Genomic DNA, 14,305 nt, shown 5'->3' on the forward strand with positions numbered 1-14,305 from the left:
GTGCTCGATTCCGCCGAGGCGCCGCCCGTAGCCGCGCCGCCCTCGGCGGAACCCCGACGACCTCCCACCCGGGTTCACCGCCGCCTGCGGTGGCCGCTCGCCGTCCTGCCCTGGATCTTCCCGGCCGTCGCGGTCGTCGTGGCACTGCTCAACACCGGTGTCTCGGGCCGCGACATCGCGCTCTACTCACTGTATTTCGCCGTCGACATCGTGCTGCCCGGCACGCTGGTGCATCGGGCGCTGCGCGGCAGCCGGGGCAACGTGCCCGAAGATCTCGGCCTGGGCGCCGCCACCGGCATGCTCATCATGCTGGGCGGCTGGGCCCTGTGCGCGCTGCTCGACACCCAGGTGCTGCTGCCGTGGTGGCCGGCGCTGATCGTCGTGCCCTTCCTGGCCGTGCCCAGGCTGCACAGACACTGGCGGGTGACTGACCCGCGGCCGCTGCCGCTGCGCTGGTCGTGGATCGTCGCCGCGGGCATGGTGCTGCTGGTCGCCTCGGAATATCCCGGCTGGACCACCACGCCGCTGCCGCCCGCCGGGGGAACGCTCTACCAGGACCTCTATTACCACCTGGCCCTCGTGCACGAGATGATGCGCGCGATGCCGTTCCAGGTGCCGCAGGTGGCCGGCGAGTCGCTGACCTACCACTACCTGTCGGACGCCGACATCGCCACCGGCAGCATGATCACCAAGATCGACCCCGCCGTCGTGATGTTGCGCCTGTGGATCGTGCCGGTGGCCGCGACGGCAATCCTGATCATGGCCGCGCTGACCCGCACGCTCAGCGGCAAGTGGTGGGCCGGGGCGCTCGGCGGGACGACCGCGATCCTCGGGCTGCCGCTGCTGCTGGGTGCGGCCACCACCGCCCTCGGCGTCAACCCGGTGAGCCCGTACAGCCCCTCCCAGACGTACGCGGTCCCCCTGCTCGGCCTGCTCGTCATGCTCGCCGTCGACGTGCTGCGGGGCCGCGGCCTGCGCTGGGCCTGGCTGATGATCTTCCCGCTCGCCCTGGCCTGTGCCGGCGCCAAGTCGAGCGCGCTGCCGCCCTTCCTGGCCGGCCTGCTCGCCGCGGCCGTCGTGATGGCCTTCCGGCACCGCCGGCGGCTTCTGTCCACCGCCGCGCTGTTCGGCCTCACGATCGCGGCCGTGGTGGTCGGCTTCCGGCTCTTCGCGGGCGGCGGGGCCGGCACCCTGGGCTTCCAGCCGCTGGCCATCCTGTTCTGGGTGGTGCCGTATCGCCAGACCATCGGTTACCAGGACGTCATCGACAAGAACGTCTTCATCCCGTACGGGGTGGAGCACACCGGCACCGCGGGCCGCGCCTTCATCGCCGGCCTTCTGCTCTGGTGGCTGCTCATGCAATCGCCGCGCATGCTGGCCCTGGCCGGCATCCTGACCCGCCGCACCCGCAGCGAACCGGCGATGTGGCTGCTGGCCGGGATGACCGCGGCCGGGGCCGGGGCGACGTTCCTGCTGTGGCACCCGTCGGCCAGCCAGATCTACTTCTACATGGGCGCGGCGCCGTTCGGCACGGTCGCGGTCGCCTGGATCATGGCCGAGGTGTCGCGGAGCTGGCGGCCGGTGCTGGCCGGGGTGCTGGCCGGCGGCCTCTGGGCGCTGATCGCCCCGCAGATGTATCCGCCGCGGGTCGATCGAGTGGTCCGGTGGGCCTTGATCCTGGCCGAACCGGTGGTCCGCACGGCCATCGTGGCGACCGGCGTGGCCGCGATCGCGCTGATCCTGCGGAAGGTCTTCACCGGCCGCACCCCGTGGCAGGCGGTGCCGGCCGGAATCCTGGCCGCGGTGCTCGGCGCCGGGCTGATCGGCGGGGCCCAGCGCCAGATCCAGGAAGTGGACGCCGCGCTCTCCTCGGTACCCACCGCGGTCGAGGAAGATCCCGGCAAGATCCTCGAACCCGAGGAGATGCTGGCCGCGCAGTGGCTCGCCGACAACACCGGGCGCGACGACGTCGTCGCCACCAACGTGCACTGCACGCCGATCGACTGGACCTCGGGCTGCGACTCCCGGGCGTTCTGGGTGGCCGGGCTGGGCGGGCGCCGCATGGTCCTCGAAAGCTGGGGTTACACCGACGAGGCGGTCGCCGAGGACGGCGTGAACGGCGAGCGCTACATGCGTCAGCCGGCGCCCGACTACGAGCGGTACGTGCTCAACGAGAAGGTCTTCGCGAACGGCCAGGAAGCGGATCTGGCCGAGCTCAAGCGGCTCTACAACGTCAAGTGGCTCTTCGCCGACGACCGCGTGGCCGGTGTCGTCTCGCCCAACCTCGCGCAGATCGCGAAGGTCCGGTTCACCTCGGGCCCGGTGACCATTTATGAGTTGCCCTGACCTCTACGGTGGGGTTAACCCTACCGTCGATCCGGCGGCGAGCAGGATCGGAACGGAGAGCGCCGGTGCCTAGCGTCAATGCCATGACGACGTACGCCTCCCCGCTCACGCGCTCCCCCCTGGCCCGCCTGGCCCGCCAGGTCGGCATCGACACCCAATACGTGCTGATCGGCTTCCCGCTCGGCATCCTCACCGTCTCGCTGTTCATGACCCTGTTCTTCACCGGCGTCGGCACCCTGATCATCTGGGTCGGCCTGCCCATCCTGCTGGCCACGCTGATGACCGCCCGTGGCTTCGCGACGCTGGAGCGGGCCCGCACCGGCCCGGTGTTCGGCCAGAAGATGCCGCACCCCTATTACAAGAAGGCCCCGGCCGACGCGAGCGTCCTGCGCAAGACGCTGGTGCCGCTGAGCGACGGCCAGGCCTGGCTCGACATGCTGCACGGGATGTTCCGGTTCATCCCCAGCACGATCTCGTTCAGCCTCGTCGTCACCTGGTGGTCCGGGGCGATCGGCGGCCTCACCGTCCTGCTCTGGGACTGGTCGATCCCGCACCCCGAGGACAACACCGACCTGCCCGAGCTGCTCGGCATGGGCGACGGCACGGCCACCCGGCTGGTCTTCTACTTCGCCTGCGGCGTCTTCTTCGCCGGCACGCTCTACCCGGTGGTCCGCGGGGCCGCGCTGCTCGAGGCGTTCTTCGCCCGCGGCCTGCTCAACGGCGTCAACGACCTGCGCGAACAGGTCGCCGAGGCGAACGCCGCCCGCGAGGTCGCCCAGCAGCAGAAGGCCGCCGCCGTCTCGGCCGAGGCCAACGCCCTGCGCCGGCTCGAGCGCGACATCCACGACGGCCCCCAGCAGCGCCTGGTGCGCCTGGCCATGGACCTGGGCCGGGCCGAGCAGCAGTTCGCCACCGACCCCGAGGCCGCCCGGGCCACCGTGGCCGAGGCACTGACCCAGACCCGCGAGACCCTCGACGAGCTGCGCGCGCTGTCCCGCGGCATCGCCCCGCCGATCCTGGTCGACCGCGGCCTGCAGGCCGCCCTGACCGCGCTGGCCGGCCGCTCGACGATCCCGGTCGACCTCGACGCCCCGGTCACCGAGCGGCTCGAGCCTTCGCTGGAGTCGACGGCGTACTTCGTGGTGGCCGAGGCGCTCACCAACGTGGCCAAGCACAGCTACGCCAACGAGGTTCAGGTCAGCGTGCGCCGCAACGTCAGCGGCCTGCTGGTCTCGGTGGCCGACGACGGCGTGGGCGGCGCCAGCCTGGCCAAGGGTCACGGTCTGGCCGGGCTGGACGACCGGGTGCGGGCGGCCGGCGGGGTGCTCGACGTCGACAGCCCGGCCGGTGGAGGGACAAGGCTCACGGCGGCCCTACCCGTGTGGGACGCCGGGATCTGACAGCATGACCCCATGCGGGTGGTGATTGCGGACGACGCGGTGCTGTTGCGTGAGGGACTCGTCAGGCTCGTCGAGGAGAACGGCCACACCGTGGTGGCGGCCGTCGGCGACGGGCCTTCCCTCGTTTCCGCGATCGCCGAGCACAAGCCGGACGTGTCCATCGTGGACGTCCGGATGCCGCCCTCGCACACCGACGAGGGGCTCCGGGCCGCGGTGGAGGCGCGCGGCCTGGTGCCTGGCACCCCGATCCTGGTGCTTTCCCAATACGTCGAGGTCTCGTACGCCGACGACTTGCTGGCCGACCGCATGGGTGCGGTCGGTTATCTGTTGAAGGACCGGGTGTCCCGGGTCGCCGAGTTCCTCGACGGGCTGCGCCGCGTGGCCGGCGGAGGCACGGTGCTCGACCCCGAGGTGGTCAGCCAGCTGCTCGTACGCCGTCGTCGCGACGACCCGCTGCGGGCGCTCACACCGCGCGAGCGCGAGGTGCTCGAGCTGATGGCCGAGGGCATGTCGAACGCCGCGATCGCGCGCAAGATGGTGGTCACCGACGGCGCGGTCGAAAAGCACGTGCGCAACATCTTCACCAAGCTGAGCCTGCACCAGGACGAGGAACAGCACCGCCGGGTCATGGCAGTGCTGGCCTACCTGCAGGGGTAGTGCTAACACCACCACCGATACGCGGGTCAGCGGTATCGATCGGCGGTCGCGCTCTCCATAGCGTCATTGCCATGGAAAGCCCGGAGAAAGTCAAGGGAATCGCGGCCCGTGCCGCGTTGTGGAGCGCCCGCCATCGGACGCTCGCGATCCTCGGATGGATCGCCTTCGTCATCGGTGTCACCGTCCTCAGCGGACAGGTCGGAACGGTCGAGGCCACCAGCGCCGACCAGGGTCACGGAGACACCAGGAAAGCCGACCAGATCGTCGACGCGGCGGGCTTCCCGGAGCAGCCGGCCGGCGAGATGGTCATCGTGCAGAACCGGAGCGGCGACAACCGGGCCGCGGCCGTTGCGGAGGTGACCGCGGCCCTCAAGAAGACCGCGGACGTCGTCGACGTCCAGAAGCCGATCGAGTCGCCGGACGGACGCTCCTCGCTCGTCCCGTTCGCCATCGCCGGCAACGCGGAGGACGCCTCCGACCGGGTGCAGCCGTCGCTCGACACGGTCGCCCGGGTGCAGGCGGCCCACCCCGATCTCTACATCGCCCAGGGCGGCGACGCCAGCGGCGACAAGCTGATCGGCGACAAGCTCGACAAGGGGCTCAACACCCTCGGCATGCTGTCGATCCCGGTGACCCTGGGCATTCTGCTGGTCGCCTTCGGCGCGGTGGTCGCGGCCCTGCTGCCGGTCCTGCTGGCGATCATGGCGGTGGTCGCGGCGATGGGCCTCCTGGCCTTCGCGAGCCACCTGGCGCCCACCGTCGACACCACCGCGCACGTCATGCTGCTGGTCGGGCTGGCGGTCGGCGTCGACTACTGCCTCTTCTACATCCGCCGGGAACGGGACGAACGCCGCAACGGCGCCGACCCGCACCGCGCCCTGGTCATCGCCGCGCAGACCTCGGGCCGCTCGATCTGGATCTCCGGCCTGACCGTCATCGTCGCCATGGCCGGCATGTTCCTCACCTTCGACACCACGTTCGTCAGCTTCGGCATCGGCACCATCCTGGTCGTCGCGACCGCCGTGCTGGGCTCGCTGACCGTTCTCCCAGCTCTGCTCTCGGCGCTGGGCGACAAGGTCGACGCGATCAAGATCCCGGGCCTGTACCGGCGCCGCAGCGACGGCCGGGTCTGGAACGGCTTCCTGCGCCTGGTGCTGGCCAAGCCGCTGATCTCGGCCGTGCTGGCCGTGGGCGTGCTGGCCGTCATCGCCGCACCGATGCTCGACCTGCGGACCAAGGGCGAGGGCATCGAGGACCTGCCGGCCACCGCGCCGATCGTGCAGGCGTACCAGGCGATCGACGAGGCCTTCCCCAGCGAGACGTCGCCGGTCGAGGTCGTGGTCCAGGCGTCCTCGGTGCGTACGCCCGAGTTCAAGGCCGCGGTCGCACGCCTCCGTACGGAGGTGGAGGCGAGCGACGGCCGGTTCGCCGGGCCCGTCGAGGCGCGGATCAACCCGGCCGGCACGGTCGCGATCGTCTCGCTGGGCATGGCCCACGAGTCCGACCTGAAGCAGCTGCGCGAGACGGTCGTACCGGCCGCCTTCGGATCCTTCCCGGCGCTGGTCACCGGTGAGGCGGCGGGCGAGGCCGACTTCAACGCCCGCCTCGACGCGAGCCGGCCCTGGGTGTTCGGCTTCGTGCTCGGACTGGCCTTCCTGCTGCTGCTCGTCTCGTTCCGGTCGGTCGTGGTGGCCTTCACCGGGGTCGTCCTCAACCTGCTCTCGGTCGCCGCCGCGTACGGGATGCTGGTCTTCGTCTTCCAGTACGGCCACTTCGAGAGCCTGCTCGACTTCCAGGCCTCGGGCGGGATCATCAACTGGATGCCGCTGTTCCTGTTCATCATCCTGTTCGGACTCTCGATGGACTACCACGTGTTCGTGCTCAGCCGGATCCGTGAGGGGCACGACCGGGGCCTGTCGACCCGGGAGGCGGTGCGCGAGGGCATCGGCCGCACGGCCGGCGTCATCACCAGCGCCGCGGTCGTCATGGTGGCGGTGTTCGCGCTGTTCGCGACGCTGCCCCTGGCCTCGACCAAGCAGCTCGGCATCGGACTGGCCGCGGCGGTGCTGCTCGACGCGACGATCATCCGGGCCGTTCTGCTGCCGGCCGTGATGGCGATGCTGGGCGAGAAGAACTGGTGGCTGCCGCGGTGGCTGGGCTGGCTGCCGCAGATCGCCCACGAGCCGCCGCCGATCGAGCCTGCCGCCGATTCCCAGGAGCGCGAGCTGGCTCCGGTCTAGGCGCTCGCCGGATGCAGAAGGAGCTCCGCGCCGACCGGTCGGTAACCAGCCGACTGGAAGGCGCGGATGCTGCGTGCGTTGCCGGTGGCCTGCTGCGACCAGATCACGTCGCCGTCCGGGATCAGGTGGCGGGCGGCCAGGGCCAGCGCCCGGCCCAGGCCACGGTCGCGGACCTGCTCGTCGACCTCGACCGAGACCTCCCAGCGGCCGGCCACCCCGCGCCCGATCGTCAGGAGGCCGCCGGGCACCGACCAGGTGCGCACGTCGTCGCGGTGACTCAGCGCCCGGCGTACGCGGGGATGGTCCTGCTGTTGATCGGTCAGGGGGAGCTGGGCCGGGCCGGGGAGGGCGCCGGCCACGGTCAGCAGGTCGATCGTGTCGGTCGTGCGGCCGGTGCGGGCGAGCAGCGCGGCCAGGAAGACCGGGTTCATCGTGGCGGCGAGCGGATCACTGCGGGTAGCGGCGATCGTCGCTCGGAGCCACTCCGGGTCGTCGTCGAGAAAGATCACCGTGTGGGCGGTGAGGGCCAGCACCCCGGCATCACGGGGGCTGGGCTGCGGCACGATCGTGGTGCCGCCATCGGGCTCGGGAAAGTCTCCGGCCGCCGCCGCTGCCAAAATCTTGGCCAACTCCATGCCACGATCCTCCTATCGGGGGACCAGCAGCCGGGAGGCCGGGGCGGACGTGGCGGCGCCCGGCCCCGGCCGGCCCATGAGTGTCCACTGTAGGTGACGATCTTGATGGGCGTCGCCCGACCAGGAAGTTATGGGGTGATCAGGTGATATCCGACACACAGCGGCTCATCAGGATCACCCGTCCGAGGGCTGTTTGCTGGTCACCTGCGGACATTTCGGGGCTACGGCTCGCCGTGGCGACCGGGGAACGATTCCCTAACGGCCCGCGCGGAACTTAACCTTGAGTGGTACCTTTCGGCATCGAATTGACGGGCCGTGGCAGGGCCAGGCCCGGCGAAATCGCGCGCCCCGAGCGAACCGAGATGGCGCCACCAGCAGCCGGCGATGGACGAGGGAATGCATCACGCCAACTATCACTACGGTCACGCCCACCTGTTGGCCCGCTACTGCGATCTGCCCGATCCGCTGCACCCGCCCCGCCTGCAGGGGTATCTCCAGCACGGCTGGAACATGGGTGACGGCCTCGCTCCGGGCACCCCGTTCGTAGACGGCAGCAAGATCTTCGTCTGGTCCGAGGAGACCCGTCGTCGTTCCTGGTCGCAGGGCCGCCGCGACGTCATCGTGGTCGGCGCCCCCTTCGCGTACCTGCTGGAGATGGAGCCCGAGCCGGCCGACGCGCCCGAGCCCGAGGGCACCATCTTCTACCCGTTCCACGGGTGGGAGGGCCAGCAGATCAGCGGCGACCACCAGAAGCTGATCGACGAGGTCCGTTCGGCCGAATCCGGCCCGGTCACGGCTTGCCTGTACTGGAACGAGTACAGGATGAAGAGCGTGCGCAAGATCTACGAGAACGCCGGTTTCCGGGTGATCTGTCACGGTTACCGCGGTTTCTGGTGGCGCGATCACAACCGCGAGTTCCTGGTGGGCCAGCTCAAGGAGCTGCGACGCCACCGGCGAGTAGTGTCGAACCGGCTGTGCAGCGCCGTCTGGTACGGCGCGCTGGCCGGCCGGGAGGCCGCCGTCTACGGCGACCCGATGGTCCTCGACAACGCTGACCCCACGTTCGGCGGCGAGCCCCGTCTGCGCCGGCAGTGGCCTGAGCTTTATGGGTACCAGACCGACAAAGCCGTGACCCACGCGCTGGCCCGCCAGCAGCTGGGCGCCGACGAGTTGGCCCATCCCGACGAACTGCGCGCCATTCTGGGCTGGCCCGCTTCCAAAGAGAGGGTGAAGTGATGTCGGAGCGCTCCGCTGCCCTGCTTCCGAACCAGGGTACGGACTTCGCAGCCGCCCTTTCCGCCCCGCCGGTCAACAACCTGCGGCGCGTCGGCGGCGAGATGTTCGCCTGGAGCGACCGCGACCCGCAGCGCAGTCAGGCGCTGCCGCGCGGCGCCGTCCTTCGCCACTTGCTGAGCCAGTACGCCGGCCCGGGCCGCACCGTCCTGGTCGCCGGCCCGCACGCCGAGGAGGTCGTGGTCGCGCTGGCCGACACCGGCGCCTCCGTGTCCTGGCTGCTCCGCTCGCTGATCGACGCCGAGGACGCGGCCCGCAACCACTCGCGGGTCACCGTCCTGGCCGGCGCCGCGGTCAAGCTCGACGCCGCCGAGAAGTTCGACCTCGTGGTCGCGGCCGACGGCGTCGACCGGCTCAACTCGGCCGAGGGCGAGCAGATGTCGGCCGGTCAGCTGATCGACCGGCTGGCCGAGGCCGTGCAGCCCGACGGCGTGCTGCTGCTGATGCACGACAACCGTCTCGGCGTGCACCACACCGTCCGCCTCGAGCCCGGCGCCCGTGAGCGTCTCGACTCGGACTGGTACAACACCGACGACGAGAACGACACCCAGCGCCCGGCCTCGCCGGAGCAGCTGGCGGCCCGGCTCGCCCAGTCCGGTCTGACGGTCGCCGCGTCCTACGCGGCGTTCCCCGAGCCGGCCACCCCCACCGTGCTGATCGGCGAGGGCCTGCTGGGCGAGGTCTCCTCGCCGTTGCGTCCCCGCCTCGGCACGGCGCTGTCCCAGGCGATCGGCGCCGCGTTCCGTGGCCGGCCGGTGCTCAGCGACCCGCGCCACCTGGTCAACCGCGCGCTGCGGGCCGGCGCCGAGGGCACCGTCGCCCCGGCCTGGCTGGTCATCGCCCGAGGCCCGGGCGAGGCCCCGGCCATCGCGCGGCACGAGCTGCTGATCGGCGACGCCCGCGGCAGCTTCGCCTACGAGGTCACCTCCGCCGGCGGCGAGGTGCACACCACGGTGCTCGAACCGCTCGAGGGCCCGATCGAGCGGGAGGGCCTGCGCCGCGTCAGCGATCCCCAGGCTCCCGGGGCCGACGTCGGCTATGTGCTCGAGGAGCGCCTGCTGCACCTCGCGTCGACCAACGACCTGCGCCGGATGCGGGTCGAGCTGGCCCAGTTCGACGCCTGGGTGCGCTCGCAGGCCCAGGACGGCCTGCTCACCGGCCCGGTCGCCCTGGCCGGCCTGGCCGACGTCTTCGTCACCGAGGACGGCCCGTCGCTGCTGCCCACGCGCTGGGAGCCGGTCGAGCCGGTGCCGCTGGAGACCGCCGAGGTCCGCGCGGTCTGGCAGTTCGCCGTCCAGCTGATCACCTCGGGTCAGCCGCACCCGTGGTCGATCGCCTCGAACGCGGTCGACCTGACCGCGACCATGCTCGGCATGGTCAATCTGGGCATCGGCGCCGACCGCGTACGCGAGGCGGTCGACCTGCAGGTGCGGCTCGAGACCGCGGAATTCGGTCTCAGCCTGCCCGACCAGCACGACCGGCGGCTCCAGCTGCTGGCCGTCTCGCCGGGCTCGGCCGCGGTCGACGTGGCCGGCTATCGCGAGCTCACCGAGGCGCTCTGGCGTCAGCGATACCAGGCGAGCCACCTGCTGGCGATGATGGACTGGACCGAGCAGATCATCAAGTCGCGTGACCTGCAGGTCAGCAAGATGGACTGGGAGGTTCAGTTCTACAAGAAGACCTGGGCCGGCCGGTTCCTCTGGATCTCGCGCAGCGCCTACCGGGTGATCATGCGCGACGGCCGGAAATTCTTGCGCGGACGGCGAGCCCGCAAGGCGGCCGAGGCGCAGTCGAACGCCGTACGCTGATCTTCCAAGAAGGGGGCCGCTGAGCGGCCCCCTTCTTCATGCCCTAGACCAGTTCCCAGCTCAGCGGCGTGCCCTTGGCCGCGTCGGCCGTGAAGGTGCGGCCCATGACCAGCCCGATCGAGTCGGGCTCGAGCCCACCGGTCGGGCGGATCGACCGGACGTTCTCCGGGGTCACCTTGTCGCCCGCCTTGACGTCGGCCACCACGTAGAGCGACCGGCGGAACCGCAGGCCCTCCTTCTCGGCCTCGGTCGGGCCGATGTGCGTGGTGCCCAGCGCCTGCCAGGCCCGCTCGGACTCGATGCGCAGTGCCTTGAGCTCGGCCGGCTCCAGCGAGAAGGCCGAGTCGACGCCGCCGTCGGCACGGTCCAGCGTGACGTGCTTCTCGATCAGGCAGGCGCCGAACGCGACCGACGCGATCGGCACGCCGATGCCGTGCGTGTGGTCGCTGAGGCCGATCGGCAGCTCGAGCATCTGGGCCAGCACCGGGATGCGGCGCAGGTTGGTGAACTCCGGCGGCGCCGGGTAGGACGCGGTGCAGCTCAGCACCGTGATGTCGGTGGCGCCGACACCCTGGGCGGCCTCGACCGCGGCCGCGATCTCCTTCACCGAGGCCATGCCGGTCGAGATGATGATCGGCTTGCCGGTGCTCGCGGCCAGGCGGATCAGCGGCAGGTCGGTGATCTCCGAGGACGCGATCTTGTACATCGGGGCGTCGAGCTTCTCGAGCAGCTCGACCGCCGTACGGTCGAAGGGGCTGGAGAACGGCGTGATGCCCCGCTCGCGAGCCCGGTCGAAGATCGGCTGGTGCCAGTCCCACGGCGTGTGGGCGCGCTCGTACAGGTCGTACAGATAAGCCTCGGACCACAGCTCGTGGCCCTTGGAGATCTGGAAGCGCGGGTGCTTGACGTCCACGGTCATGGTGTCGGCCGTGTAGGTCTGGATCTTGATGGCGTCCGCGCCGTTGTCGGCCGCCGCGTCGACCAGCGCGAGCGCCCGGTCGAGGGAGCCGTTGTGGTTCCCGGACATCTCCGCGACGATGTACGGCCGCTTGTCGGGCCCGAACTTAGTCATTACTTCCCTCTCTCCGTCCAGACGACGGTTTTCATCTCGCCGTCGACGAGTCGTTCGTAGCGCCGCGTCTCCTTGAAACCGAACCGGCGGTGGAGCGCGAGCACCTGCTTGTTGTCGGCGAGCGTTTCCCCGCCCAGGGTCTCCAGACCAAGTGTGCCGAACGCGTATTCCACGGCTTCCTTCTCCAGCCGCATCCACGCCGCGAGCAGCCTGTCGCCCAGACCGGCGACGTCCAGGTAGAAGGACCACGTGTTCTCGTCGAAGATCACGACGCCGGCGGGCGTGCCCCGATCGTCTTCGTAGATCAGCACATCACGCCAGCGCTTTTCCCACCACTTCGCGTGCTCCTCGGGCTTGATCTCGTGCGTGGTCAGGCTCACGGCACGCACCGACTCGTGGTTTCGCCAGGGCAGGATCATGTCCCGTTCGGCGTAGGTCGCAGGTCGCAGCACAGTGACAAAGTATGGCCGCCCCGCGAGCCGTTCCGCCGGGGACCTAGGTCACAGCCCGATTCCTCACCCTCGCCCCGCCTCAGCCGATCAAACGGGAAGCTCTTTTCTCTCGAGAGGCGGACCGCATGGACGTGCTCTGGGGTCGGCCCGGCCGACCACTCCTCGCGTCCGGGGCTTTGCTGGCGTTCACGGTGATCGCAGTGACGATCAACGCGATCTCGCCAGTGATCCCCTGGGTGTTCCTGTGGCTGCCCGGAATCCTCGGCGCGGCGGTCCTCGGGCTCGAAAGCCACCGGACCGCCCGCGCCGAGCACCTGGCGCCACCGGTCCGCCAGTTCTGGAACCGGATCGCGGTGGTCTGCGTCCCGGTCGGGCTGGGCAACGCGGCCCAGGCCTACCACGTGCTCACCGCGGCGGACCCGGCCCGCGCGGGTGTCGGCGCCGGACAGATCGCCTTCCAGGGCATCGCCGTCCTGCTCGTCATGTACGCGCTCCTGCGCCTGCCGTTCGGCCAGCAGACCCGCGGCGACCTGTTCCGGGTGGTGCTCGACGCCGGCACGGTGATGCTGGCCTGCGCCGTCTTCATGTGGCACTTCTCGGGCCGCTATGCGCTCGAGGACGGGGACCCCAGGGTGCTGATCCCGTCGCTGGCGCTGACCCTGCTCGCCCTGCTCGCCGTCTTCGCCGTCGCGAAATTCCTGCTGACCAGCCAGAACCAGATGGACGCCGGGGCGCTCCGCATGATCGGGGTCGCGGTGGCCGTCGGCGCGGTCGGGCCGGTCCTGCGACCGCTGTTCGCCCCGCTCGACCCCAACCTGTTCCCCGACATGGTCGACCTGCCGGCGCTGTTCCTCTGCGCCGTGCTGGCCACCCACCGCCAGCGCAACGCCCCGACCGGCCCGCACCGCGGCGCCAAACCGGTCCGCCGCCGCCCGTTCAGCCTGCTGCCCTATGTCGCCGTGGCCGCCGTCGACGGGCTGCTGCTCGCGGTGACCTGGCACAACGACAGCAGTGACCGCCGGATCGTGGTGATCGCGGCCGTGCTGCTGACCGCGGTCGTCGTGATCCGCCAGATCACGGCGCTGCAGGACAACGGCCGCCTGCTGCACCGCCTGGACCACGGCGCCACCCACGACGCGCTCACCCAGCTGCCCAACCGTGTGCTCTTCCACGAGCGGCTGCGCCGGGCCGTGGAGGCGCCCGACCGCCGGCCGGTCGCCGTCGCGCTGATCGACCTCGACGACTTCAAGGAAGTCAACGACACGCTCGGTCACGAGGTCGGCGACCAGTTGCTGATCGCCGTGGCCCAGCGGCTGAACGGCTGCGTGCGCGCCGAGGACACGGTGGCCCGGCTCGGCGGCGACGAGTTCGTCGTGGTGCTCGACGGGGCCGACCCGGAAGCGGCCGACCTCGCCGCCCGGCGCATGATCGAAGCCCTGAAGGCGCCGGTCCTGGCCGACGGTCACGAGCTGCCGATCCGGGCCAGCATCGGCATCGCCGACGGCCGCGCCGGCGACGACCCGAGCGTGCTGCTGCGTCAGGCCGACATCGCCATGTACGCGGCCAAGGCCATCCCCGGCACCGCGTCGCTGCACTACGAGCCCGAGATGGGCGCCACCTCCGCGGGCCACGCCGACCTGGGCGCCGAGCTGCCCCGGGCCATCCGCGACGACCAGCTGTTCCTGCTCTTCCAGCCGATCGTCGCCCTCGGCGAGGACCGCCGGGTGCTGGGCGCCGAGGCGCTGGTGCGCTGGGCCCACCCGGTGCACGGCACGCTCGCCCCGGACGCGTTCATCCCGGTCGCCGAACGCACCGGCCTGATCGTCCCGCTGGGCCGCTGGGTGCTGAGCGCCGCCCTGCGCCGGATGGCCGAGTGGCCCGCCGGCACCGCCCTCAACATCAACATCTCGGCCCGCGACCTGCGTGAGCCCGACTTCGCCCCGTACGTGGCCGGCCTGCTGCAGAAGCACGGCGTCGCCCCCGCCCGGGTCACCCTCGAGGTCACCGAGTCGATGCCGGTCGAGCCGGGCGAATCCCACGCCGCCCTGCACGACCTGCGGGCGCTCGGGGTGAAGTTCGCGCTCGACGACTTCGGCACCGGCAGCTCGACGCTGAGCCTGCTGCACGACGTGCCCGTGGACGAGGTCAAGCTCGACCGCTCGTTCACCCAGGCCGCCCCCGACGACCGGATCACCGTGGCCGCCGGCGTCGTGCACCTGGCCCAGGCGCTGAGCCTGCGCGCCGTGGCCGAGGGCGTCGAGACCGAGGAACAGGCCGCCCGCTTGCGCGCCCTCGGCTACCGGGCCGCCCAGGGCTACCTGTTCGCCCGCCCGATGCCCGCCCCCGACTTCGAGGCCCTGCTGTCTCCCGCTCTTGAGCGTGCCGCGGACGCTTAGGGTCGA

General features: G+C 71.0%; 10 protein-coding genes. 7 read left to right on the forward strand and 3 right to left on the reverse strand.

Translation table 11 applies throughout. The annotated features are described in order from the left end of the window. From ACZ3I4_RS01290 to ACZ3I4_RS01305, 4 genes are all read left to right on the forward strand, one after another. Window positions 1-2,346, forward strand: a complete 2,346-nt coding sequence (locus ACZ3I4_RS01290; RefSeq protein ID WP_465379838.1) for a hypothetical protein — start codon at window positions 1-3, stop codon at window positions 2,344-2,346. 83 nt (window positions 2,347-2,429) lie between these two features. Further along, window positions 2,430-3,746, forward strand: a complete 1,317-nt coding sequence (locus tag ACZ3I4_RS01295; RefSeq protein ID WP_465379839.1) for a sensor histidine kinase — start codon at window positions 2,430-2,432, stop codon at window positions 3,744-3,746. A 12-nt stretch (window positions 3,747-3,758) separates the two neighbouring features. After that, window positions 3,759-4,403 (forward strand): response regulator, encoded by a 645-nt coding sequence (locus ACZ3I4_RS01300; RefSeq protein WP_465379840.1) that lies wholly within the window; start codon window positions 3,759-3,761, stop codon window positions 4,401-4,403. 71 nt (window positions 4,404-4,474) lie between these two features. Further along, window positions 4,475-6,643, forward strand: a complete 2,169-nt coding sequence (locus tag ACZ3I4_RS01305) for an MMPL family transporter (RefSeq protein ID WP_465379841.1) — start codon at window positions 4,475-4,477, stop codon at window positions 6,641-6,643. Here ACZ3I4_RS01305 and ACZ3I4_RS01310 read toward each other — a convergent pair. Beyond that, window positions 6,640-7,278 carry a GNAT family protein gene (locus ACZ3I4_RS01310; RefSeq protein ID WP_465379842.1) on the reverse strand — a complete coding sequence of 213 codons (639 nt, stop codon included), beginning with the start codon at window positions 7,276-7,278 and terminating at the stop codon, window positions 6,640-6,642. The genes ACZ3I4_RS01305 and ACZ3I4_RS01310 overlap by 4 nt on opposite strands. A gap of 396 nt (window positions 7,279-7,674) precedes the next feature. Between ACZ3I4_RS01310 and ACZ3I4_RS01315 the strand changes: the two genes are divergently transcribed. After that, a complete protein-coding gene (locus ACZ3I4_RS01315; RefSeq protein WP_465380440.1) occupies window positions 7,675-8,514 on the forward strand; it encodes a hypothetical protein in 840 nt (279 codons plus the stop codon). Beyond that, complete coding sequence (locus tag ACZ3I4_RS01320) at window positions 8,514-10,379, forward strand: methyltransferase domain-containing protein (RefSeq protein ID WP_465379843.1); 1,866 nt, start codon at window positions 8,514-8,516, stop codon at window positions 10,377-10,379. The genes ACZ3I4_RS01315 and ACZ3I4_RS01320 overlap by 1 nt, the downstream gene beginning before the upstream one ends. A 43-nt stretch (window positions 10,380-10,422) precedes the next feature. Here ACZ3I4_RS01320 and pseI read toward each other — a convergent pair whose 3' ends face one another. Both pseI and ACZ3I4_RS01330 read right to left on the reverse strand, forming a co-directional pair. Beyond that, window positions 10,423-11,451, reverse strand: a complete 1,029-nt coding sequence (gene pseI / locus ACZ3I4_RS01325; protein ID WP_465379844.1) for a pseudaminic acid synthase — start codon at window positions 11,449-11,451, stop codon at window positions 10,423-10,425. Then, window positions 11,451-11,903 (reverse strand): GNAT family N-acetyltransferase, encoded by a 453-nt coding sequence (locus tag ACZ3I4_RS01330; protein WP_465379845.1) that lies wholly within the window; start codon window positions 11,901-11,903, stop codon window positions 11,451-11,453. The genes pseI and ACZ3I4_RS01330 overlap by 1 nt, the downstream gene beginning before the upstream one ends. 200 nt (window positions 11,904-12,103) lie before the next feature. Between ACZ3I4_RS01330 and ACZ3I4_RS01335 the strand changes: the two genes are divergently transcribed. Then, on the forward strand, window positions 12,104-14,299 hold the full coding sequence (locus ACZ3I4_RS01335; RefSeq protein ID WP_465379846.1) for a putative bifunctional diguanylate cyclase/phosphodiesterase: 2,196 nt from the start codon (window positions 12,104-12,106) through the stop codon (window positions 14,297-14,299). The last annotated feature ends 6 nt before the right edge of the window (window positions 14,300-14,305 follow it).

The sequence above is a fragment of the Actinoplanes sp. NPDC021490 genome (genome assembly GCF_055562135.1).

Coding starts and splice junctions, on each gene's coding strand:
- ACZ3I4_RS01320 (WP_465379843.1), top strand. CDS start 8,514: ATGTCGGAGCGCTCCGCTGCCCTGCTTCCGAACCAGGGTACGGACTTC.
- pseI (WP_465379844.1), bottom strand. CDS start 11,451: ATGACTAAGTTCGGGCCCGACAAGCGGCCGTACATCGTCGCGGAGATG.
- ACZ3I4_RS01300 (WP_465379840.1), top strand. CDS start 3,759: ATGCGGGTGGTGATTGCGGACGACGCGGTGCTGTTGCGTGAGGGACTC.
- ACZ3I4_RS01315 (WP_465380440.1), top strand. CDS start 7,675: ATGCATCACGCCAACTATCACTACGGTCACGCCCACCTGTTGGCCCGC.
- ACZ3I4_RS01305 (WP_465379841.1), top strand. CDS start 4,475: ATGGAAAGCCCGGAGAAAGTCAAGGGAATCGCGGCCCGTGCCGCGTTG.
- ACZ3I4_RS01310 (WP_465379842.1), bottom strand. CDS start 7,278: ATGGAGTTGGCCAAGATTTTGGCAGCGGCGGCGGCCGGAGACTTTCCC.
- ACZ3I4_RS01295 (WP_465379839.1), top strand. CDS start 2,430: ATGACGACGTACGCCTCCCCGCTCACGCGCTCCCCCCTGGCCCGCCTG.